This window comes from Williamsia sp. z34, assembly GCF_059553395.1.
The window spans coordinates 168,140-188,271 of sequence record NZ_JCANWW010000009.1; the positions used below are offsets into that span (position 1 = coordinate 168,140).

At 63.7% G+C, this 20,132-nt stretch carries 19 protein-coding genes; 7 read left to right on the forward strand and 12 right to left on the reverse strand.

All coding sequences use genetic code 11. The annotated features are described in order from the left end of the window. Nucleotides 1–49: 49 nt before the first annotated feature. The 7 genes from AC51GT_RS21105 to AC51GT_RS21135 form a co-directional block, all read right to left on the reverse strand. A complete protein-coding gene (locus tag AC51GT_RS21105) occupies nt 50–1,075 on the reverse strand; it encodes an NAD(P)-dependent alcohol dehydrogenase (RefSeq protein ID WP_496330061.1) in 1,026 nt (341 codons plus the stop codon). Further along, nucleotides 1,072–1,899, reverse strand: coding sequence for an iron-sulfur cluster assembly protein (locus AC51GT_RS21110; protein WP_496330062.1), 828 nt, complete (start codon nt 1,897–1,899; stop codon nt 1,072–1,074). The genes AC51GT_RS21105 and AC51GT_RS21110 overlap by 4 nt, the downstream gene beginning before the upstream one ends. Continuing rightward, the gene (locus AC51GT_RS21115) at nt 1,896–2,966 is read right to left on the reverse strand and encodes an amidohydrolase family protein (protein WP_496330063.1); all 1,071 of its coding nucleotides are present in this window, start codon (nt 2,964–2,966) and stop codon (nt 1,896–1,898) included. Before AC51GT_RS21115 ends, AC51GT_RS21110 begins: the two co-directional genes overlap by 4 nt. A gap of 31 nt (nt 2,967–2,997) precedes the next feature. After that, the gene (gene mimD / locus AC51GT_RS21120; RefSeq protein ID WP_495517091.1) at nt 2,998–3,345 is read right to left on the reverse strand and encodes a propane 2-monooxygenase effector subunit MimD; all 348 of its coding nucleotides are present in this window, start codon (nt 3,343–3,345) and stop codon (nt 2,998–3,000) included. Continuing rightward, a complete protein-coding gene (locus AC51GT_RS21125; protein ID WP_496326923.1) occupies nt 3,342–4,478 on the reverse strand; it encodes an aromatic/alkene monooxygenase hydroxylase subunit beta in 1,137 nt (378 codons plus the stop codon). The genes mimD and AC51GT_RS21125 overlap by 4 nt, the downstream gene beginning before the upstream one ends. A 31-nt stretch (nt 4,479–4,509) precedes the next feature. Next, nucleotides 4,510–5,577: a 2Fe-2S iron-sulfur cluster-binding protein gene (locus AC51GT_RS21130; protein ID WP_496326924.1), complete on the reverse strand. Its 1,068-nt coding sequence runs from the start codon at nt 5,575–5,577 to the stop codon at nt 4,510–4,512. A gap of 117 nt (nt 5,578–5,694) precedes the next feature. Further along, a complete protein-coding gene (locus tag AC51GT_RS21135; RefSeq protein ID WP_496330064.1) occupies nt 5,695–7,356 on the reverse strand; it encodes a ferritin family protein in 1,662 nt (553 codons plus the stop codon). Nucleotides 7,357–7,540: 184 nt separating this feature from the next. On the opposite strand from AC51GT_RS21135, the gene AC51GT_RS21140 reads away from it, so the two are divergent. After that, the gene (locus AC51GT_RS21140; RefSeq protein WP_496330065.1) at nt 7,541–9,334 is read left to right on the forward strand and encodes a sigma-54-dependent Fis family transcriptional regulator; all 1,794 of its coding nucleotides are present in this window, start codon (nt 7,541–7,543) and stop codon (nt 9,332–9,334) included. An 89-nt stretch (nt 9,335–9,423) separates the two neighbouring features. Here the strand turns inward: AC51GT_RS21140 and htpG are convergent, their stop codons facing one another. Further along, nucleotides 9,424–11,373: a molecular chaperone HtpG gene (gene htpG, locus AC51GT_RS21145; protein WP_496326927.1), complete on the reverse strand. Its 1,950-nt coding sequence runs from the start codon at nt 11,371–11,373 to the stop codon at nt 9,424–9,426. Between the two features lie 112 nt (nt 11,374–11,485). Between htpG and AC51GT_RS21150 the strand changes: the two genes are divergently transcribed. Continuing rightward, nucleotides 11,486–12,160, forward strand: a complete 675-nt coding sequence (locus tag AC51GT_RS21150) for a DUF4166 domain-containing protein (protein ID WP_496326928.1) — start codon at nt 11,486–11,488, stop codon at nt 12,158–12,160. A 59-nt stretch (nt 12,161–12,219) separates the two neighbouring features. Here the strand turns inward: AC51GT_RS21150 and AC51GT_RS21155 are convergent, their stop codons facing one another. After that, nucleotides 12,220–13,566 (reverse strand): NtaA/DmoA family FMN-dependent monooxygenase, encoded by a 1,347-nt coding sequence (locus AC51GT_RS21155; RefSeq protein WP_496326929.1) that lies wholly within the window; start codon nt 13,564–13,566, stop codon nt 12,220–12,222. Next, the gene (locus AC51GT_RS21160) at nt 13,563–14,798 is read right to left on the reverse strand and encodes an LLM class flavin-dependent oxidoreductase (protein WP_496330066.1); all 1,236 of its coding nucleotides are present in this window, start codon (nt 14,796–14,798) and stop codon (nt 13,563–13,565) included. Before AC51GT_RS21160 ends, AC51GT_RS21155 begins: the two co-directional genes overlap by 4 nt. A 176-nt stretch (nt 14,799–14,974) precedes the next feature. Between AC51GT_RS21160 and AC51GT_RS21165 the strand changes: the two genes are divergently transcribed. The 3 genes from AC51GT_RS21165 to AC51GT_RS21175 are packed head-to-tail and all read left to right on the forward strand — an operon-like array spanning nt 14,975 to nt 16,748. Then, nucleotides 14,975–15,577, forward strand: a complete 603-nt coding sequence (locus AC51GT_RS21165) for a GNAT family N-acetyltransferase (protein ID WP_496330067.1) — start codon at nt 14,975–14,977, stop codon at nt 15,575–15,577. After that, on the forward strand, nt 15,574–15,843 hold the full coding sequence (locus tag AC51GT_RS21170) for a WhiB family transcriptional regulator (protein ID WP_496330068.1): 270 nt from the start codon (nt 15,574–15,576) through the stop codon (nt 15,841–15,843). The genes AC51GT_RS21165 and AC51GT_RS21170 overlap by 4 nt, the downstream gene beginning before the upstream one ends. A gap of 26 nt (nt 15,844–15,869) precedes the next feature. Beyond that, the gene (locus tag AC51GT_RS21175) at nt 15,870–16,748 is read left to right on the forward strand and encodes an aldo/keto reductase (protein ID WP_496330069.1); all 879 of its coding nucleotides are present in this window, start codon (nt 15,870–15,872) and stop codon (nt 16,746–16,748) included. A 27-nt stretch (nt 16,749–16,775) separates the two neighbouring features. Here AC51GT_RS21175 and AC51GT_RS21180 read toward each other — a convergent pair whose 3' ends face one another. Continuing rightward, nucleotides 16,776–17,492, reverse strand: a complete 717-nt coding sequence (locus AC51GT_RS21180) for a class I SAM-dependent methyltransferase (RefSeq protein WP_496330070.1) — start codon at nt 17,490–17,492, stop codon at nt 16,776–16,778. 107 nt (nt 17,493–17,599) lie between these two features. Here AC51GT_RS21180 and AC51GT_RS21185 point away from each other — a divergent pair, with 107 nt between their 5' ends. Next, nucleotides 17,600–18,151 carry a TetR/AcrR family transcriptional regulator gene (locus AC51GT_RS21185; protein ID WP_496326935.1) on the forward strand — a complete coding sequence of 184 codons (552 nt, stop codon included), beginning with the start codon at nt 17,600–17,602 and terminating at the stop codon, nt 18,149–18,151. A gap of 54 nt (nt 18,152–18,205) precedes the next feature. Here AC51GT_RS21185 and AC51GT_RS21190 read toward each other — a convergent pair whose 3' ends face one another. Continuing rightward, complete coding sequence (locus tag AC51GT_RS21190; protein WP_496330071.1) at nt 18,206–19,108, reverse strand: helix-turn-helix transcriptional regulator; 903 nt, start codon at nt 19,106–19,108, stop codon at nt 18,206–18,208. Between the two features lie 138 nt (nt 19,109–19,246). Between AC51GT_RS21190 and AC51GT_RS21195 the strand changes: the two genes are divergently transcribed. Further along, on the forward strand, nt 19,247–20,131 hold the full coding sequence (locus AC51GT_RS21195; RefSeq protein ID WP_496326957.1) for an aldo/keto reductase: 885 nt from the start codon (nt 19,247–19,249) through the stop codon (nt 20,129–20,131). Nucleotide 20,132 lies beyond the last annotated feature (1 nt).

The following is a 20,132-nucleotide window of genomic DNA, read 5'->3' on the forward strand; positions in this document are numbered from 1 at the left end:
ACGCACCTTCATGTGTAGACGAATTGAAAAGCGATGTGGGATAGGTGGTCTACGGGATGAGAATGGCCCGCCCCCGCACGTTCCCGGCGTCGAGGTCGGAGAGCGCGGTCGCGAAATCGGCCAGCGGATAGGTGCTGGTGTGCAACGACACCTTGCCCTGCGCCGCGAGAACCATCAGTTCGACGAGGTCGTTGTAGGAGCCCACCAGGTTGCCGATGAAGTTGATCTCGGTGGAGATGATGTCGATCGTCGGGATCGACAGCGTGCCACCGTATCCGATCACGTAGTAGTTGCCGGCCCGACGCAGCATCGCAACGCCGTCCTCGATGGCGCCGCCCTCACCGACGAAGTCGATGACGGCCTCGGCGCCGTTGCCGTCGGTGAGGTCGAGAACCTGCTGCACCTGGGTCCCGTCCGCGACAACGGTGTGGTGGGCGCCCAATCCGGCGGCCAGCGCGAGCGCCGGCTCGGACCGGTCGACGACGATCATCCGGGCCGCCGACAATGCCGCCAACACCTGGACCCCGATATGGCCGAGACCGCCGGCGCCGATCACCACCGCGGTGTCCCCGGGCCGCAGGAACCGGGCTGCTTTCGCAACCGCGTGATAGGCGGTCAGGCCGGCGTCGGCCAGCGCCGCGACATCGGCAGGTTGCAGTGACGAATCGAGCTTGACCACGGCACGGGCATTGGTCTTGAGGTACTCGGCGTATCCGCCGTCGCTGTCGATACCGGGGAAAGCCGAAGCGCTGCAATGCACATCGTCACCGGCGCGGCAGGCCCGACACAAACCACACGTCGCCAGTGGATGCAGGATCACCGGATCGCCCGGTGAGACCGAGGTGACCGCGCTCCCGACCTCCTGGACCCAGCCGGCGTTCTCATGTCCGATGGTGTACGGCAATGTGACGCCCGACTTCTGTTCCCACTGGCCCTCGATGATGTGCAGATCGGTGCGGCAGACACCGGCGCCGCCGATCTTCACCACCACATCCAAGGCACCGTCCGCATGCGGATCGGGGACCTCCACCAATTCGGGTTTGGTGTCGTAGGCCGACAGTTGCACCGCTTTCATGACTCGCTCCTCATCGTTGGCATCCCAAGATCCGCATTGTTGGATTCGCCTACGCTGCTGCCGGTTCCGGGGGTGCTGTCGTCGCCGTAGCGGGTGGTCAGCAGACCCCGGCAGAAAATCCCGTTGCCTTCGATGCTGACCCGCACGGACTTGGCAAAACGCAACCGCTTGGGCAGGGCATCCGCGCCGATCGGGGTTCCATCGTGCTCGACCATGACCAGCGCGGAGTGCCCCGACCCCAAGCCGACATCGCGCCGGCGACGCACCAGGGAATCGAGTTCGTGACCGGTCGGGAGGTCACCGATGGTCAGCGCCGAGAACCTCTCGATACCAACGCCGTCGGCCGACAACCGGCGTGACATCCGTTCCAGCGCCGCCAGATAGGCCTTCCGCTGGAACGTCTGACGGAGTTCTTCGAGCTCATCGACCGCCAGTCCGGGAAAGGACCCGGAGAAACCGGCCCGCGCCGCGACCCCGTCATTGATCTCCTCGGCCGCGAAGTGATCCTCCAGCCGCACCACGGTCCGGTCGACCTCCGGCAGTGCGGCCACCGCGTCATAGGCGTCCGCCACCATCAGATAGGCGAAATTGGGTGCACAGAAGTATGTCGGGAGGCGCAGCCGGATCGCGACCTCGATGCCGGAACCCGTGGTGCCCAGATCAACCGACGTCACGAACTTCAGGTCGGTGATGGGCTCGTCCAACTCGGGATCGCGCACCGTTCCCAACGCATCCCAGACCCGCTGCGCCGTCGCCGCCGATCCCGTACCGACTGAATCGGGCCAACGGATGAGCGTCCGGGCCGGCCCATTTGCGACAGTCATACCGTGACCGACGCCGATGATGAGGAGGTCGGCTTCGCCGGACTGCTCCCGACCGGCTTCTCGGCAGGTGCGGACTCGTCGGGCTGGATCCGGGCCTCCTCTGGAACGTCGAAACCGTAGAGCTTCGCCGCGTTCAATCCCAGGATCTTCTTGCGGATCTGGGTGTTGAGCGTGCCGTACTCGGACTGCATGTCCTCGGGAATCTGGAAGTCGACGAACTTCTCGATCAGCCAGGCCGGCTTCCAGATGGCGTAATCACTGGCAAACGTCAGGCGATCCTCGCCGACCCAGTAGAGCAGCTCGCCGATGATCTGCGCGAAATACCGTGGCCGGGTGTGGATGAACGGCATCGCAACTGCAAGGCCCCCATAAACATTCGGTTCCTGCGTGGCGATCCAGCAGAAGTCCTCCAGGCGGGGTAGCCCGACATGCTCGACAATGAAGTTGAGCTCCGGAAATGCCGTCGCCACGTCGTCGACGTCGGCGACGTCGAACGCATCCCGGTTGAGGGGATAGATGGTCGGGCCCTTGTGGATGTGGATGTTCTTGATACCGAGTTCCTGGCACTTCTCCAGGTAGCGGTACGACCAGTCATCGGTGAGCTTGTATCCCTTGGAGTCACCCTTCCACTCCGCGGTGTAGAGCTTGACGCCCTGCAGATTCCACCGGGCGGCCAGCTTCTCGAGGTCTTCGAGCCCGGCCTCTCCGTTGCGCGGATCCCAGGCGCCGTTGGTCATCAGCTTGTCCGGATGTTTCTCCGCCAGTGCACCGTTGCGTTCTGTGGTGTTGAAACCGTCGATGTAGAAGTCGCTGAGGTAGGTGGGCTGGAAGATGCCCTTGTCGACATACCCGACCTCGAACAGGTCGTGCATCAGGTCGTCCTCGGTGTAGCTGCCGAACTTCTCCAGCGTCCACTTCTCCGATTCCGGGGACAGGTTCGCGTGATAGTCATAGAAGCAACCGGTGAAACCCTTGCCGTACCGGTTCTTCTGATTGCGTGGGCCACCGTTCCAGAAGTGGATGTGGCTGTCCACGATGTAATAGCTCTCGCCATCTTTGTTGTACATCGACTACTCCAATACTGGTGAGGGATGAGGGTTACTCGACGACCTTGAGGTCGAAATCGATGAACTCGGCGGCATCCTCGGGGTTGGCGAACAGCATCGTCCGGTCGTCGAAGTGGACCATCCGCCCGTAGTGGGTGGACATGATCTCCTCGAAGTCGGACTGATCGAACTCGGAGCCGAGCGCATTGGTGATCTCGTCGAAGTCGAAGGTGAGGACCTTTTGTCCGTCGACGCGGATCATCGACGGGAATTCTTCGATCTCGACACCCTCTTTGCGACCCATGATCTCGGCGACCACATAGCCGTTCTGGTTGTTCATCAGGGTCACACCGCACATGTTGGACGATCCGATGTCGGCGCCAAAGGTCATCTCGCTCATGCTGACAGCTCCTTCGATACGGGGATGTTGAGGTCTTCGAGGACGGTCCGCAGCCCGGTCTTGGCGGCGGCGAACGAATCGGCGAACGGCACGTGCCGCTCGGCGGGCTGCGACCAGATCGGCTGCAACTCGCGCGCGGCGGCCAGGCTCAGCGGAATCCACTTGTCGGCCCAGGTGGCGAGCAATTCGCGATTGGCCTGCCCGTCGTCGGGGTCGGTCACCAGCATCCGCAGCATCGCGCGGGTGTACCCGAGGTCGCGGTTGTAGTCGTGCTCACCGGAGCCGACCAGGGAGGGGGTGACGTAGTCGCCGTTGCGGGCCGCGATCTGCATCACCAGCAGCGACCGGAACAGGACCCCGACGAGTTGTTCGAAGATGATGTTCGTGGCGAACACCGCCTCGGCCCAATCACCTTCGGAGGTCAGCAGTTCCACGTTCTCTCGCACACCCTGCCAGACCGGGTCGGACTGCCACACCTCACGGTGCACCGCACCGTCGAAGCCGTCGATCGTGTCGGTCAGGTCGAGGTTGTAGAGCGCGAGATCCTGCGCGAACCGCATCTTGTGGGCGGCGTTGACGCAGATGGCGTTGTTGAGCATGTTTGTCGGTGCCGAACGCTGTGCCGCGGTGAACACGTGTAGTCCCAGGCCGTTCTCGGCGTGCATCCAGGCACCGAGGTTGCGCTCGATGAACGTCGCCCAGCTCGGGGTCCAGGAGTTGTAGGCCCCGACCAGTTTTGCGTTCGCCAGGTTCTGCTGGATCTGCCGCACCACGTTGGCGTTGTTGCGGTAGATGGTCTGCTCCCATTCTTCGTTGGGGTCACGGAATTGGTGCCAGTCAGCCGATTTCAGCGCTGTCCAGTCCTTCGGATAGCCGCCGGGGCCGTCGGCGAATCCGTAGATCCAGCCCTGACTGAGGTGCCGTTCCGGGTCGGGTTGGACATCGAAGGTGACGTCCTCGTAGGTGGTGGCCCGCATTTTCGCGGGCTTGAAGTAGTTGTAGCTGCGGCTCTTGGAGCTCGGGAAGTCGAGAGCTCCGGCCTCGGCATCGGTGAAGTGGGGCTTCGGGAAACTGCGGACCGGTTTCCCGTTCTCGCCGCCGGTATCGGGTTTGGGGGCTGCGGGGGCGCTCATTGTCGAACTCTCTTTCGGTCGGGGAGGACGGTCAACTGTCTTGTGGAACGGTGGTGGTGAACTTGTCGAAATGCACCTGGTCGAGAGGCACTCCGGCACCGTCGAGCAGCGCCATCGCGGCGTCGACCATCGGTGGCGGACCGCAGAGATAGAAGTCCGCGGACCCCATCCCGGATTCGCGGCGCTCGACCACCTCGGTGACGAACCCGAAATCGCCGGCCACGCCCATGCTTTCCCAATCCGCCGTGGTCTCCTCGGACAGGCAGGGGACAAAGGTGAAGTCGGGCAACCGGTTACCGATCTCCTTGATCTCGTGGAGATAGAACAAATCCTTGGCGGTTCTGGCCCCGTAGTAGAAATGCACCGGCCGGACCGGCGCGTCACCGGCACTCTCCAGTTCGGAGAGATGCCTGAGCAGGGACAGGATGGGGGACATGCCCGCGCCGCCGGCGATGCAGACGATCGGCCGCACGGACGACTCCTTGATGGTGAAAGAGCCGTACGGACCGTTGAGTTCGAGTTCGTCGCCCACCGACAGCGACGTCTCGAGCAGGCCGGAGAATCGGCCACCCGGATACTTCTTGATGATGAACTCCAGTCGCCCGGCCATGGTGGGGGTGGTGGCCATCGAGAACGAACGGTGCTCGTCGGCGCCGGGGATCATCAGATCGGCGTATTGCCCCGGTTTGAACATGAACGTCGCCGGTTCGAGTAGTTCCAGCTTGACCGACACGATGTCGTGGGTCAGCTCGTCGAGACCGACGATTCGGGTCCGGAGATGTTGTAGGGGAACCGCATTGCGCAGTTCGTCCTCGTCGAAGTTGATGAGTTCGATGTCGCAGTCGGAATACGCGTGCGTCTTGCAGAGCAGCACGTATCCTTCCTCGCTCTCGTAGTCCGCCAGCGCGAACGTCGAGTAGCGGTCCATCTGAATGTCACCGTCGAGGAGAAACGACTTGCACGCTGAGCACTGCCCTTCTCGGCAACCATGCATCAGCGAAACGCCTTGGCGGAAAGCGGCGTCGAGGATGGTTTCGTCCTCGTCGACCTCTATCTCGAGGTCGACGGGTTCGAAACGAACATTGTGGGTCTCACCCATGGATCGAGGTCCTTGCACTGGGATGGATGGAGCCCAGGGGCAGCGTGGCGCGTGCAACCACACTGCCCCCGAGTTCTGAGCAGGCGCCTGGCCGGGTGGTGGGGCCCGGCGAGGGGTTCAGACGCCTGCAGCTTGTTTGGCCGGCCGGCCGGCCGGACCGCCGGCCTTGTACTCGGCGATGTGTGCCTCCCGTTCCGCATCGGACATCTCGTTCAACGTGACGTTCGGGCTACCGAATTCGATGCCGCGGATGTCGTCGAGTGTCCACAGCTTCTTTGGATCATCCAGGTGCAGATGTGGCTGCGGGATAAGGGTTTTGCCATCATCGCGAACGTATCCGAGGTCCTTGACGATGTCGGCGAGATCGCGGCCGTGATGCAGGGTTTCCCACTCACGGTCACCGGTGAGGCGGCCCATGTTCGGTGTCGGCCGGCCCTCGTACTCGGGACGGAACGCCTTGATGTCGGTCCAGGCGCACGTTTCCGAGCAGTAGGTTCGCCACTGACCGTCGACCTTCTCGGTCACCATGTCCTCACGGATGAGGGCGGGCACCATGCAGGTCCAGCAGCGATGCGGGTACTGGTAGTTGGCATCGGACTCGAAGGCGATGGGCTTGTTCTTGCCCGGGTACGCCATCCGGTTGTAGGCCTCCCACCACTTTCCGTACTTGTCGTACCAACCCGGGTACTTGTACTCGAACCACTCGAAGTCCTCGTCGGTCATCGCGTCGATACGCCAGTAATTCACCGGCCAGCCGGTGGCGAAGAACTGGGCGACCTCGTGGACGTAGCCCTTGTTGACGATGCGGTTCCAGGACTCCTCGACCAGATCGTGCGGGATCTTGAGCCCGTACTTCTCCAGCGGGATGAGGTAGGAGCGGTAGTAATCGTCATAGATCCATCGCCGCCACATCTCGGCGTAGGAATCACGATCCTTGCGACGGTCCTTGGTGCCGTACTCGATGAACGTGCCGATTGCGGCGTCGACCACACAGTGGTTGTTCCACCAGGCGTAGCGGAGGTCGCGTTCGAGAAGTTGCCGGTTGTCCTCGTCGGCCAGCGCCATCAACAGGATGGAGTAGCCGTTGGAGATGTGCCGTGACTCGTCGGATTGCACCGAGTGGAACACCGTCGGCAGCAGATAGTCACCGTTGGCCGCCGCCTCGGACGGCATCGCGACGAACAGGGTGTTGGTGAACGCGGTCTCGGCGACCACTGTCAGATAGATGTTGGCCGCGGTGATGGCGTCACCGGTGATGAATCCCTCGCCGAACTGGCGTCCGATGGTGCCGGCGTAGTTGTTGGCGAACGCCTTCTCGCTCATGTCGAAGCCGGCCGGATCGATGTAGTGGTTCATGTACAGACGCTTGAGGTTCATCTGGATCGTCGAGTGCCGGACCTCATCGATCATCTGCACCGCCAGCCCGTTGTGGATTTCCGGGTTGGGGACCGCGTCGATCGCCATCGGCATGGCCCGGGCGGCGGAGATCTCCGGGAACGGGATGATCGAGAGAAACAGCTTCTGCCATTCCATCCACCGCTGCTCGACCTGGCGGAACATGTTCCCGCGAATGGCGCCATCCATCGCGCCGAAGACACGATTGTCTTTCTCCTCCTCCATCGGGAAGTACGAACGGAGGATCTGCTTGAGCGGATCCTTCTTGGGTGCCTTGTCGAAGGTGTAGTCGGTGCCGAATCTGGTGGCCGGCGTGGCAAAGGTCGGCTCCCAGGACAGTTCGGTGATCTTCTTGTGTGCTTTGCTCAGACTCTGTCTGCTCAACGCAGTCCTCCTCGTTCGAGCACGCGGGTGGTCGATGGCGAGAGCCGCAAAGCTCCCTGTGACCGATGACACACTCGTTACGATGACAAGTACGTCTCAATGTGAGACGCGTCTCATTCCGAGACGCTCTTACGATTGCGGCAGACCGGAACTTGACAGCCGGTCATGGAGGTGACCTGCGAGGATGTCGAGTTTTGCCGATCGCGGCTGGTCAGCAGGGGAACGGCAGCTGGCGCGCGAGGAATTTCTGACCACAGATGGACGGGCCGCTCATCCCGTCCGTCCGGCGGTGTTGGATTCGTGGCGACGATCGCAAGCGCTCCACATCCACGTCGACCGGGTGGAGTTGCCGTTCGTTCGGGAACCCGACCTCGACACGCCGCTGATGAACGCCGCCGGGCCGGTGTTGAGGTCGATCACCGACGACATGGCGAGTCAGCCCGTCAGCGTGATCCTGACGTCGGCGGAGGGGCTCATCCTGGATCGGTTCTCGTCGGATGCGGGCATCAACCGGACCCTCGACGAAGTGAAGCTGGCGCGCGGGTACAGCTACGCCGAGCAGTTTGTCGGAACCAATGGCATCGGAACCACCATCGAGACCCGGCAGCCGACGTACATCCTCGGTAGCGAACATTACGTCGGGGAGCTCGGGACACTGGCGTGTGCCGGGGTGCCGATCCGGCATCCGAACTCCGGTGCGCTCCTCGGAGTGCTCGACATGACCTGTCGCGCCGAGCACGCCAATCCGCTGCTGTTGTCGCTCGCGAAGTCGGCAAGCAGGCAGATCGAGAACCAGTTGCTGAGTCAGGCCAACGAACGCGAGACCGCTCTGCTGACCACCTATCTCACGACCGCCCGTCGCTACAGTCGCGGTGTGCTCGCGGTCGCCGGTGAGATGGTCCTGATGAACGCCTATCTGCGGCGGACGTTGGACGCACGCGACCAGACGGCCCTGCTCGAGCATGCACTCGATGTGCAGGCCGTCGCCGCGACGCGAACCCTGGTGGCGCAACTGCCGAGCGGACGGAACGCGCGGGTGTCGGTGGCCGATCGTGACGAAATACGGTCCGGCGCAGTCAATATCGTGTTTCACGTGACGGTGGACGACTTCCCTGACGCCTGGGTTGCCCCGTCCCCGTCGCCGGCCTGGATCGAGGGGGAACCGCTACCCGCCGGACTCGTCGGAAACAGCGCTTCGTTGCGCCGCAGCTACAACCAGGTGCGGCGCTGCTACGCCGACCGCCACTGGGTGCTCGTCGAGGGTGAACCCGGTACCGGGCGGTCCACCCTGGTGACCGCGGCCGCGCACAAACTGGCCCCGGCCACCCATCTGCTCACGCTCGGGATCCGTGATGCCGCCGACCATGAGAGGTACCTGGACCTGCTGTCCGCGGAGCTCGAATCGAGTGCTGCCTTCAACGTTCTTCTCTCCGACATCGACCAGCTACCAACGCTTTTGGTGGATCCGGTGGCGCTTCTGCTGCAGTCCGTGGAGGGGACGGGGTGGGTGGCGGCGACAACCAGCGGAAACACCCAACGCAGCGAAGTCGAGGCAACGCTGCTGCCGTTCTTCTCGCACACGGTGACATTGCAGGCGCTGCGGCATCGCAGCGAAGACCTCCATGCCCTGGTGCCCTATTTGATCGAGCAGATCCATCCCGGGGCGACCGCACGCCTCGCACCGGCAGCGGTTCGCGCGCTGAGCAAGCATCCGTGGCCCGGAAATGTTGCCCAGCTACGCCGCATCCTCACCGAGACGTTGGCAGTGCGACGTAGCGGTGTCATCGACGTCGAACATCTCCCGCCGGAATGCCGCACCACGATCCGGCGAACACTGTCCCAGATCGAATCGCTGGAACGTGACGCGATCGTGCGGAGCCTGCTGGACAACAACGGCAACAAATCCGAAGCCGCAGCCGCACTTGGGCTTTCCCGCGCCACCATCTATCGGAAGATCAAGGAGTTCGGCATCCACTAGCCCGCTCCCAACCCCCGATGATGTGGCCTTTTGGCGAACAAAAGCCCAGGTGGGCACCGCCATAAGGCCACATCATCGGGGTGTGGAGGTCAGCTGGTGGTGACCGTCCGGGTCAGCAGGTCGGCCAGGGTCTTGCTGAAGGCGGCGGGTTGCTTCGGGGAGCCACCTTCGGCCAGCAACGCTGCACCATAGAGCAATTCGGTCGACTGGCGCAGTTCGGCGTCGTCGCCACGCTCGGCGTATGCCTTCTGCAGCCCCACGGTCAGCGGATGGTCCGGGTTGAGTTCCAGGATCCGCTTGCTGTCGGGCATCGGGATGCCCGAGTCGCGGTACATCCGCTCCAGTGCCGGTGAAAGGCTCTGTGCCTCACCGACAATGCACGCCGCCGAATCGGTCAGGCGGCTCGACAACCGCACCGCGCTCACGTCGTCGACGAGCACGCCGGTCATCCAGGTGAGGAGTTCGCCGAACTCCTCGTCCTTCTTGCTGTCCTCTTCTTTGTCGGCTTCGCCGCTCAGATCGACCTCGCCTTTGGCCACCGACTGCAGCGGCTTACCTTCGAACTCGTGGATCGATCCGATCCACATCTCGTCGATCGGATCGGTGAGCAGCAGCACCTCGATGCCCTTGGCCTTGAACGCCTCGAGGTGGGGTGAGCGTTCGAGCTGTTCCCGCGACTCGCCGGTGGCGTAGAAGATCTGGCTCTGGGTGTCTTTCATCCGCTCGACGTACTCGGCCAATGTTGTTGCGGTGTCCGCGGAATGGGTCGAGCTCAGGGAGATGATCGACAGCAGGGCGGGCTGGTTGTCGATGTCGGAGAGCAGGCCTTCCTTGAGGACCCGGCCGTACTGCGACCACAGGGTGTCGTACTTCTCGCGGTCATTGGTCCGCATGTCCTTGATGGTGCTCAGGACCTTCTTGGTGAGCCGGCGACGAATGGCCTTGATCTGACGATCCTGCTGCAGGATCTCCCGCGAGACGTTGAGCGAGAGGTCGGCCGCGTCGACCAGGCCTTTCACGAAGCGCAGGTACTCGGGCATGAGTTCTTCGCAGTCGTCCATGATGAACACCCGCTTGACGTACAGCTGCACGCCGGCCTTGTGCTCGCGCATGAACAGATCGAACGGCGCCGTCGACGGGATGAACAGCAGGGCCTGGTACTCGAAGGTGCCCTCGGCCTTCATCTGGATGGTTTCGAGCGGATCGTCCCAGGAGTGGCTGACGTGCCGGTAGAACTCGGCGTACTCCTCGTCGGTGACCTCCGAGCGCGGACGCGTCCAGAGCGCCTTCTGGGAGTTCAGGGTCTCGGTCACCGTCGTCTCGGTGGGGGCGTCGTCGCCTTCCTCGGACTCGTCGTCGGCAGCCTTCGGCGGTGCCGGGGTGGTGACGTCCATCCGGATCGGCCAGGAGATGAAGTCGGAGTACTTCTTCACCAGCTCCTTGATCTTCGGTACCGAGGTGTAGTCGTGGAGATCGTCTTCGGCATCGACGGGCTTGAGGTGCAGCGTCACGGAGGTGCCCTGCGGCGCATCGGCGACCTCTTCGATCGTGTACTTGCCCGCGCCGGCGGACTCCCAGCGCGTGGCCTGGGACTGGCCGGCCTTGCGGGTGAGCAGCGTGACCTTGTCGGCAACCATGAAGGTCGAGTAGAAGCCGATACCGAACTGACCGATCAGCTCTTCCGACGCAGCCGAGTCCTTGGCTTCCTTCAGCTTCTTGCGGACCTCGGCGGTGCCCGACTTCGCCAGGGTGCCGATCAGGTCGACAACCTCGTCGCGGGTCATGCCGATGCCGTTGTCGGCGATCGTGAAGGTGCGGGCCTCGGGATCGAGCGAGATCTGGATGTGGAGATCAGAGGTGTCGGCGTCGAGATCCTTGTCCCGGTACGACTCCATCCGCAATTTGTCGAGGGCGTCCGATGCGTTGGACACCAACTCGCGAAGGAAAGAATCCTTGTTCGAGTAGATCGAATGGATCATCAGATCCAGCAGCTGTCGCGTCTCGGCGGCGAACTCCATCTCTTCGACCTGAGTGCTCACGTGATGCTCCTCTGTGTTTGTTGCAGTAGTACGTGCTCCGACCCAACATTTTAGGCAGGCGGTTCGTAGTACATTCAGTCCTCATGCCGCATTGTCGGAACGGGGGGTTGCAGTGAGCTCGGTCATCCAGAACATCTTGGGTCAAGAGTTCGAAAGGCTGCATCCAAACTTACAGTGGCGCTATGGAATTGACTCAAAATCGCGTTTGGCGCAGTCGGCCACCGGAATAATGGAGTCGATTTACAGTTCACCTCTGGTGTCAACCGCGCTGCGGCACTTCGGTAAACGCAATGCGATGCCGACAAAATCTAGTCGCCTCGTTCCGTTCACAATGCAAAATTATTGTTACGAAGACGAACTCGGCAGGGAGTCGCTGGCGGTGATGCGATCGCTGAACTACACCAGTGGCGCCCAGGGCCTGAACTCACTTTTGGTGGACGGTCGCGAGGGCCTGGTCGACTACTTCGGCGATGGACCCGAACTGCTCTGGCCGCTGGCCGCCAGGGTCGACCAAGAGGGCTCGCTGGTGTTCGAGAGCGGGCCGATGCGCCTGCTCACCGCGGGCCCCAAAGTCGGCATGAGGGGGTTGCTCGCGGCCCGGATGCTGTACGCCGAGGGATGGGACGACCGGCACAACCGCTTCCGGGTGGACGCGACCGTGCAGAATCCGGTGATCGGCGAGCTGATCCACTATCGCGGCTGGTTCACCGCGCAGGATATCCCGTGCCTGTTGCGGGACATCCCGGACGAGGCCTGGCCGCTCCGCCTCATCGAGCGCGAAAGCTGACCCGATGATGTGCCCTTCTGGCGACTAAAAGCCCAGGTCGGCACCGCCAAAAGGGCACATTATCGGGGGTGGGGAGGCGTTGACAGGCCGAGGTGGTCGCGCAGGGTGTCGCCTTCGTACTCGGTTCGGTAGACCCCACGTTCCTGCAGCAGCGGCACCACGGTGTCGGCGAACTCATCGAGCCCACCCGGGGTGATGTGGGGGACCAGGATGAATCCATCGCCGGCATCGGCCTGGACGAAGTCATTGATGTCGGCGGCGACGGTGGCCGGTGAACCGATGAAGGCCTGGCGTCCGGTGACCTCGATGATCAGTTCGCGGGTGCTCAGGTTCTCGGCCTCGGCTCTGGCGCGCCACTCGGCGGCCACCTCGATCGGATCGCGATGCATGCGCACACTCGCGCGGCCCTTGGCGACGGTGTTCTCCCCGGGTACCGGATCGACCGTTGGCAGCGGGCCATCGGGATCGTGGTCGGACAGGTCGCGGTTCCACAGCTGTTCGAGGAACTTGATCGCCGTCTGACCGCTGACCTGCTGGAGGCGGATCTGGTGGGCCCGTTCGGCTGCCTCGGCGTCGGTGTCACCGAGCACAAAGGTCGCCGCGGGCAGGATGAGCAGATCCTCCGGTCGACGGCCGTACGTGGCCAGCCGGGCCTTGACGTCCTTGTAGAACAGCTGCCCGTCGTCCAGTGTCGAGTGGCGGGAGAAGATCGCGTCGGCCTTCGCGGCGGCGAACTCCCGCCCGTCCTCGGAGTCGCCGGCCTGGAAGATCACCGGCCGACCCTGTGGTCCACGTGGAACATTGAACTGGCCGGCGATGTCGAACTGGTCGTCGGTGTGGTCGAAGGTGCCGACATCGGGACGCCGCAGGAACGTACCCGACTCGCGATCGGCGACCACGTCGTCGTCGTTCCAGGAGTCCCACAGCTGCGTGGCAACCTCGAGGAACTGTTGGGCGCGGTGGTACCTCTGCTCCTGCGGCAGGTAGCCGCCGCGGCGGAAGTTCTGGCCGGTGAACTCGTCCCAGGAGGTCACCACATTCCACGCCGCGCGGCCGGCGGTGAGGTGGTCGAGGCTCGCGAACTGCCGGGCGACCTCGTAGGGCTCGTTGAACGTGGAATTGATGGTCCCGGTGAGCCCGAGTTTGTCCGTCACCGCGGCCAATGCGGCCAGCACCGTGAACGTGTCCGGGCGTCCGACGACGTCGAGGTCGTAGATGAGTCCGTTCTGCTCACGCAGCCGCAGGCCCTCGGCCAGGAACAGGAAGTCGAACCTGGCGCGCTCGGCGGTCTGCGCGAAGTGGGTGAACGAGCTGAACTCGATGTGGCTACCGGCAGCCGGATCGCTCCATACGGTGGTGTTGTTGACCCCGGGGAAATGCGCCGCGAGGTGTACCTGTTTTGTCATCGGTTGACCAGATCCCCTGAGAAGTGTTGGTCGGCTGTTGCGTAACGGTTTGCCGGCAGAGCCAGGCCCAGATTCCCGCGCAGCGTGGACGACGTGTAATTTTCACGAAACCGGCCGCGGCGTTGTAGTTCCGGAACGACGGCGTCGGTGATCGCTTGCAGATCGTGGGGAATCGCGCCGGGACGCAGCCGGAAGCCGGTGATCCCGGCCGCAGCCAAGTCCTCGATCAGATCTGCCAAATCGGACGCGCTGCCGGCGAAGATCAGTGCATCGCTCGCATACTCCGCACCGGCGAGCTCATCGAGACGGGACCGGCGGTCGGCCGCCACCTGTGCGGAATCATCAAGGAAGACAATCAGATCGGCGAAGACATGAACGGTATCCGCCGCGCGTCCGGCGGCGTTCTGGGCCGATCTGATCGCGGCTATCGTCTCGGTGGCCTGTGCCCCGGTGTGCGGGGTCACGAAGCCGACGTCGGCCGACCGGCCGATCAGCTCGTACGGGATCTGCTGATGCCCCAGGGCCGCGATCACCGGTTGGCCCTGCGGAGGTCGTGGGGTGATCGACGGTCCGCGGACACTGAAGAAACGGCCCTCGAAGTCGATGTAGTGGAGCTTGTCGCGGTCGACGAAACGGCCCGTCGCCTCATCCCGGATCTCGGCATCGTCCTCCCACGAATCCCACAGTCGCCGTAGGACTTCGGCGTAGTCACCGGCCTCCTCGAAGAGATCCGCGATCAGGGCCTGCGTCGACGCACCGGACAGGTCCGCAAACGAGATCTCCGGAAAGGTGCGCCGACCGAACAGCCTTGCCTCGTGTGGGTGGGCGGAGACCTGTAACCGGACCCCGGCCCGTCCGGTGCTCACGTAGTCGAGGGTCGCGATCGCCTTGGCGAGGTGAAAGGGCTCGGTGTGCGTCACGACGGCGGTCGGGATGATGCCGATATTCGACGTCGACGGCGCGGTCCGCGCGGCGATCAACACCGAGTCCAGGCGGCCACTGACCTGGTCGGTCCGGGGGTCGAGCCCGCCGAGTGTGGCGGGCCGCAGTCCGAAGGAATCCTCGATGGTGACGAAGTCGATCAGGCCGCGTTCGGCGTCGGCGATCAGGTCGGCCCAGTACTTGGCCGACAGGAGTTCGGCCGGTCTGGCATCGGGTTCGCGCCAGGCGGCCGGGTGCCAGCCGGCCCCTTCCAGCGCGACCGCAAGATGCAGGCTCGCAGGTGTCGACATCGAAGTCTCCTTCATCGGTGATCAGTGGGCCGCCAGATTCGTGTACATCTGCGCCAACGACAAGGGTGCCGAAGGTGATACCGGATCCGTTCTCATCGGATCAGCGTGGTTCTAACCATCGCCCGACGGGTGATTTCGCGGCTGAATGGTTTCACCACCGTCGAAGGAGCAGGGCCATGTCGTTTGTCGGAAAGTTGTTGTCGGTCGACCAGATGCTGATGGCTGCGGCGGCCGTCCATCCGGAGGCGCCGCAGGCACTGCCGATGATCGAGGCATGTCGGCCGAAGGTCGAGATAGTGCGCGTCACCGGCGATGACCGGCTGGCCCGCACCGTGTTGTCGCAGGTCGCGATCGAGAACAGCCGCCGGTATGGCGGCACGTCGTGTGGGTGGTTTGCGAAGTTGCGGGTCCGGCCGGGCGATGCCTTTCTGGTCGCGGTGGCCGACGGCGTCCCGGTTGCCGGTGGGGAGTACCGATCTACCGCCGACGGCAGCGCCGAGATCACCCGGATCTGGACCGCCACCTCCCATCGTCGCCGCGGTCTCGCACGGCGAGTACTTGCCCGGCTCGAGGCCGAGGCCGAGGCCGAGGCCGCCGATCACGGTCATCGCAGCGTGCTGGTGCAGACCGGTTCGGAGCAGTCCGACCTGCAGGCGCTCCTTCGATCGGCCGGATACCGGTTGAGGCCGGCCACGAAGGCCTCCGGCGCGCAGGCCGGACGTGGCATGTGGACCAAAGAACCGGCGGCGGTGCGCGCATCGCTTGCCGTTTCGGCATGACCGGATCGGGAGGCGTCTACGTGGGGGGAGAAACCGGCTGGGATTGGCGGGTACAGGGCAGCTGCCGAACCGGGGACGTCGACTCGAACATCTTCTTTCCGCCGGCCGGGCGCGAGTATGCCAAGGATCGTCGCCGCCGTGAAGCCGCCGCCAAAAGAATCTGCGGTAGTTGCCCGGTCGCGCGGGAATGCCGCAGGCATGCCGAGCGATATGGCGAGAAGTACGGGATCTGGGGTGGCCTGACGGTCGGTGAACTGGCCGGCTGATCCGCGCCGATCGCTAGGGTGGAGTCATGACCGAACAAGTACCCACCATCGTATTGAACTCGGGCACCACGATTCCGCAACTGGGACTGGGTGTTTGGCAGGCAACCAACGAGGAGACCGAGCGCGCGGTGCGGTCGGCGATCGATGATGCCGGGTATCGGCACATCGATACCGCGGCGGTCTACGGCAACGAAGAGGGCGTCGGCCGGGCCATTGCGAATGTTGCTGTCCCACGTGAAGAACTGTTCGTCACGACAAAGCTGTGGAACGCCGACCAGGGGTATGAGCCGGCCTTGAGCGCGTTCGACAAGAGCTTGTCACGCTTGGGTTTGGACTATGTCGACCTGTACCTCATCCACTGGCCGCTGCAGGACGATGCACGTCTGCTGCGGACCTGGGATGCGATGGAAACCATCGCCGAATCGGGCCGTGCCAAGGCGATCGGGGTCTGCAACTTCGAGCCGCGGCACCTCGAATTGCTGGTCGACCGTGGCGGCCTGCCCGCAGTCGATCAGGTCGAACTGCACCCGCACCTACCGCAGCAGGCGGTTCGGGCGGCAGCGGCGAAACATGGGATCGCCGTCGAATCGTGGAGTCCACTCGGCGGGACCAGCAACTCGGGTTGGGGTCCGAACTCCAAGCCGAACACCCTGCTCACCGACCCGATCATCACGCGGGTGGGGGAGCAGTACGGCAAATCGCCCGCACAGGTCCTCATCCGCTGGCACCTGCAGAACGGGCTCATCGTGATCCCAAAATCGGTCAATCCGGGCCGAATTGCCCAGAACATCAACGTCTTCGACTTCGAGCTGAGCGAGTCCGACCTCGCCGACATCGCCACCCTCGACGACGGTGTGCGAGTGGGGGCACATCCCGACGAGCTCAACATCGGCGCACCGGAGTGATCCCCCGTCCTCAGCCCCAACGGTTCCCTAGGGCTTGACGGCGAGAAGAGCGCCGGTCGACGGTTTGACCGCCCGGAACTCGATCGGGTCGAAACCGATTCCGCGCAGCGAATCGATGTAGTTCCGGACATCGGTTGCGGCGAACGGATCGGTGGCGACGCCGCGACTGCCGGCATGCCCGTGCCGGCGGGCGGTGACCTTCGCGAGCAGTCGCACGGCTCCGGTGTGGACACGATCGAGCGGGTACACGTCGGCGAGCAGTAGCCTTCCTCCCGGCTGCAGGACCCGGAACATCTCTGCCAGGGCCGTCTTCCGCTGATCCTGCGGGATGTGGTGCATGACGAACGTCGACGTCACCAGGTCGACCGACGAATCGGGAAGGTCCAGCGATTGCGCTGCCCCCTGACGGAAGTCGCAATTGCGTCGGCGGCCTGCGTGCGCGGACGCGTGGTCGATCATGGGGCCGGACGGGTCAATGCCCATCACCTGTCCGGAAGAACTGACCCGGTCGGCCAGCACGCCGGCGAATCTTCCTGGTCCGCAACCGATATCGAGGACATGGTCCCCGGGAGCCGTCCTGCTCACCGTCGCGAGCGCGGTATCGAGGCGACGGCGGCGGCCGCCGAAGAAGATCGTGTTGAACAGGTTGTATGCACGGACACCGGTGATGAGGATGCCGGGTGCCGGCTCGTTGTCATGTTCGTTCGTATGGGCGCGGAGGTTTTGTTGTTCGTCATGGGACATGAGTTCATGATTTGCGCGATAGCCTGGCAGGGCCAGAACCAAACTGCCGGGATCCGTTCGTTTCGGCACTGATCAACACGAAGTGTTCGGTAACGGCGGGAGCGACCATGACCCAGGCATCCGATCGACGGGTACGACGCACCAGGGGACTCCTGCACCGAGCACTCATCGAACTGCTCCTCGAAAAGGGTTACTCCCGAACCACCGTGCAGGACATCCTCGATCGCGCCGACGTCGGTCGGTCCACCTTCTACAGTCACTACCGCGACAAGGACGACCTGCTCGTGGTGAGTTGCACCGAATACCTACGGGCTGCGGTGGACGATTCCGGTCCACCCGGCACCCGGCTGTGGGACCCGGTGCGCACGCTGCTGCGAATGGCGGATCAGAACCGGGAGGTGTACCGAGCCCTGGTCGGCAAACGCAGCGGTGCAGTGCTGATCCGCGCCACCGTGCAGATGGTCCACGAAATCCTTGCGGACCATCTCCTCGGCCGAACCACCATGGATGTCAAAGAGTTCGAGCCGATACTGACATTCTTGTCCTGGGGTTTGGCCGGTCTCCTCGGCTCTGTCGCCGAGGAGGGGGTGTCGGCGACGGAGGCGTTCTCGGTATTCGAAACCCTCGCGGCGTCGGTCGACGGATCGATCGCGAGGTGAAACAGGGCCGGGCAGCCATGGGTGCTCGCGGAATCCCCTGAACAGGAGAGGGACTCAGGAGGATCCGCGCATCGATCGGCGTTCGGTTTCGAGCCGATCATGTCCGGCCGCCCAGGAGGCCAGCAACGTGAGTGCGTCGGCAGTCGGTGTACCCGCGGCCGCGGTGTAGATGTTGAGATGCAGGCCCGGTTCGGAAGGGAACTCCATGCTTTCGAAGTCCATGTCGAGCTGGCCGACAATGGGATGGCGCAAGCGTTTACGGCCGCTCCGATGGAAACGGACGTCCTGTGATGCCCACCGGATACGGAACAACTCGCTCTGAGTGGACAGTTCTCCGACGAGTGCGATGAGGCCCTTGTCGTGAGGGTTGCGGCCGGCCTCGAGCCGGAGCATGGCGGCGGCGTCCCTCGCGATCTGGTCGTAGTCGACGAAGAACTCCTCGGCGGCGCTGGGCTGCAGGTAGACGAAACGTGTGGTGTTGGCCGGGCGGCGTGGGTCGGCCAGGACCGGCGAGTAGAGCGCGCGCGCCAGCTGGTTCATCGCGATGATGTCGTGTCGGCCGTTGCGAACCCAGGCCGGGGCATCGGTGATGGCGTCGAGAACCTGCTGAATCGCCGGGCGGACCGTGGTCGGTGAGGTCCGTTGGCGGCGGGTGGCCGAATTGTCCTGGCACTGGCGGGCGAGAGCGAACAGGTGATCGCGTTCGGCCTCGTCCAGCTGCAACGCACCGGCCAGTGCGCCCAGAACACTGTCGGAGGCACCGGCGAGGTTGCCTCGTTCCATCCGCACGTAGTAGTCGACCGACACACCCGCCAGCAGTGACACCTCTTCCCGGCGCAACCCCTTGACCCGGCGGTTGCCGCCGTACGCAGGAAGGCCCGTCTGTTCGGGGGTGATGCGCGCCCGCCGCGAGCTGAGGAAGTCTCGGATCTCCATGCGAAGCTCGGCAGAACTCATGTCTCCACCGTAGGCAGCGCCGCGGATCCAAGGGAGGTACTGGCGTTACCCGGAACAACCGTGACTCCCCGGAGCGGCCGAACTGCGGTCGACTGGAACACAGGCGGACACAACCTGAGGAGGTTTAGAGTGAAAACCGTGGTACCCCCGAACTTTGTTCTGAACAATGGCATCACCATCCCGGCGATCGGTTACGGCGTCTTCCAGACCCCGCCCGACGAGACGGCCGACGCGGTGGCCGTCGCGTTGAAAACGGGCTATCGGCACATCGACACGGCCGCGGCGTATCTCAACGAGCAAGGGGTAGGCAAGGCGATCGCCGAATCGGGCCTCGACCGATCGGACATCTTCATCGAGACCAAGGTCTGGATCAGCGATTTCGGATATGACCAGACACTGCACGCCTTCGACAAGGCCGCAGGCAAACTCGGCGTCGATCAGATCGACCTGCTGATCCTGCATCAGGCATTGCCCACCGAGTTCGAGCTCACCGTCGACGCCTACAAGGCACTCGAGAAGTTGTTGTCCGACGGCAGGGTTCGCGCCATCGGTGTCAGCAATTTCATGCGCGATCACCTCGACCGACTGCTCGATGCGACATCAATTGTGCCGGCGATCAACCAGATCGAGGTTCATCCTTACTTCCAGCAACCGGACGTGCTGGCCGCCGACGCCGAGCACGGGATCCTCACTCAGGCGTGGTCGCCGATCGGTGGCATCACGTTCTACCGGGACGGATCGAAAGGTTCGACACTCGAGGACCCGACCATCGGCGCGATCGCCAGTTCGTACGGCAAGTCCGCAGCCCAGGTGATGCTGCGGTGGCATGTGCAGAAAGGCCGGCAGGTCATCCCGAAGTCGGTGACACCGGCGCGGATCGCGGAGAACTTCGACATCTTCGATTTCGAGCTATCCGATGCGGATCTCGCCGCGATCGATGCCCTGGACACCGGTATCCGGGGTGGCCCTGAACCGGAGGTCATCACCCGTGAATCGTTCGGCATGAACATCCCCGAAGCGTGAG

Coding starts and splice junctions, on each gene's coding strand:
- AC51GT_RS21105 (WP_496330061.1), bottom strand. CDS start 1,075: ATGAAAGCGGTGCAACTGTCGGCCTACGACACCAAACCCGAATTGGTG.
- AC51GT_RS21110 (WP_496330062.1), bottom strand. CDS start 1,899: ATGACTGTCGCAAATGGGCCGGCCCGGACGCTCATCCGTTGGCCCGAT.
- AC51GT_RS21115 (WP_496330063.1), bottom strand. CDS start 2,966: ATGTACAACAAAGATGGCGAGAGCTATTACATCGTGGACAGCCACATC.
- mimD (WP_495517091.1), bottom strand. CDS start 3,345: ATGAGCGAGATGACCTTTGGCGCCGACATCGGATCGTCCAACATGTGC.
- AC51GT_RS21125 (WP_496326923.1), bottom strand. CDS start 4,478: ATGAGCGCCCCCGCAGCCCCCAAACCCGATACCGGCGGCGAGAACGGG.
- AC51GT_RS21130 (WP_496326924.1), bottom strand. CDS start 5,577: ATGGGTGAGACCCACAATGTTCGTTTCGAACCCGTCGACCTCGAGATA.
- AC51GT_RS21140 (WP_496330065.1), top strand. CDS start 7,541: ATGTCGAGTTTTGCCGATCGCGGCTGGTCAGCAGGGGAACGGCAGCTG.
- AC51GT_RS21155 (WP_496326929.1), bottom strand. CDS start 13,566: ATGACAAAACAGGTACACCTCGCGGCGCATTTCCCCGGGGTCAACAAC.
- AC51GT_RS21160 (WP_496330066.1), bottom strand. CDS start 14,798: ATGTCGACACCTGCGAGCCTGCATCTTGCGGTCGCGCTGGAAGGGGCC.
- AC51GT_RS21165 (WP_496330067.1), top strand. CDS start 14,975: ATGTCGTTTGTCGGAAAGTTGTTGTCGGTCGACCAGATGCTGATGGCT.
- AC51GT_RS21170 (WP_496330068.1), top strand. CDS start 15,574: ATGACCGGATCGGGAGGCGTCTACGTGGGGGGAGAAACCGGCTGGGAT.
- AC51GT_RS21175 (WP_496330069.1), top strand. CDS start 15,870: ATGACCGAACAAGTACCCACCATCGTATTGAACTCGGGCACCACGATT.
- AC51GT_RS21180 (WP_496330070.1), bottom strand. CDS start 17,492: ATGTCCCATGACGAACAACAAAACCTCCGCGCCCATACGAACGAACAT.
- AC51GT_RS21185 (WP_496326935.1), top strand. CDS start 17,600: ATGACCCAGGCATCCGATCGACGGGTACGACGCACCAGGGGACTCCTG.
- AC51GT_RS21190 (WP_496330071.1), bottom strand. CDS start 19,108: ATGAGTTCTGCCGAGCTTCGCATGGAGATCCGAGACTTCCTCAGCTCG.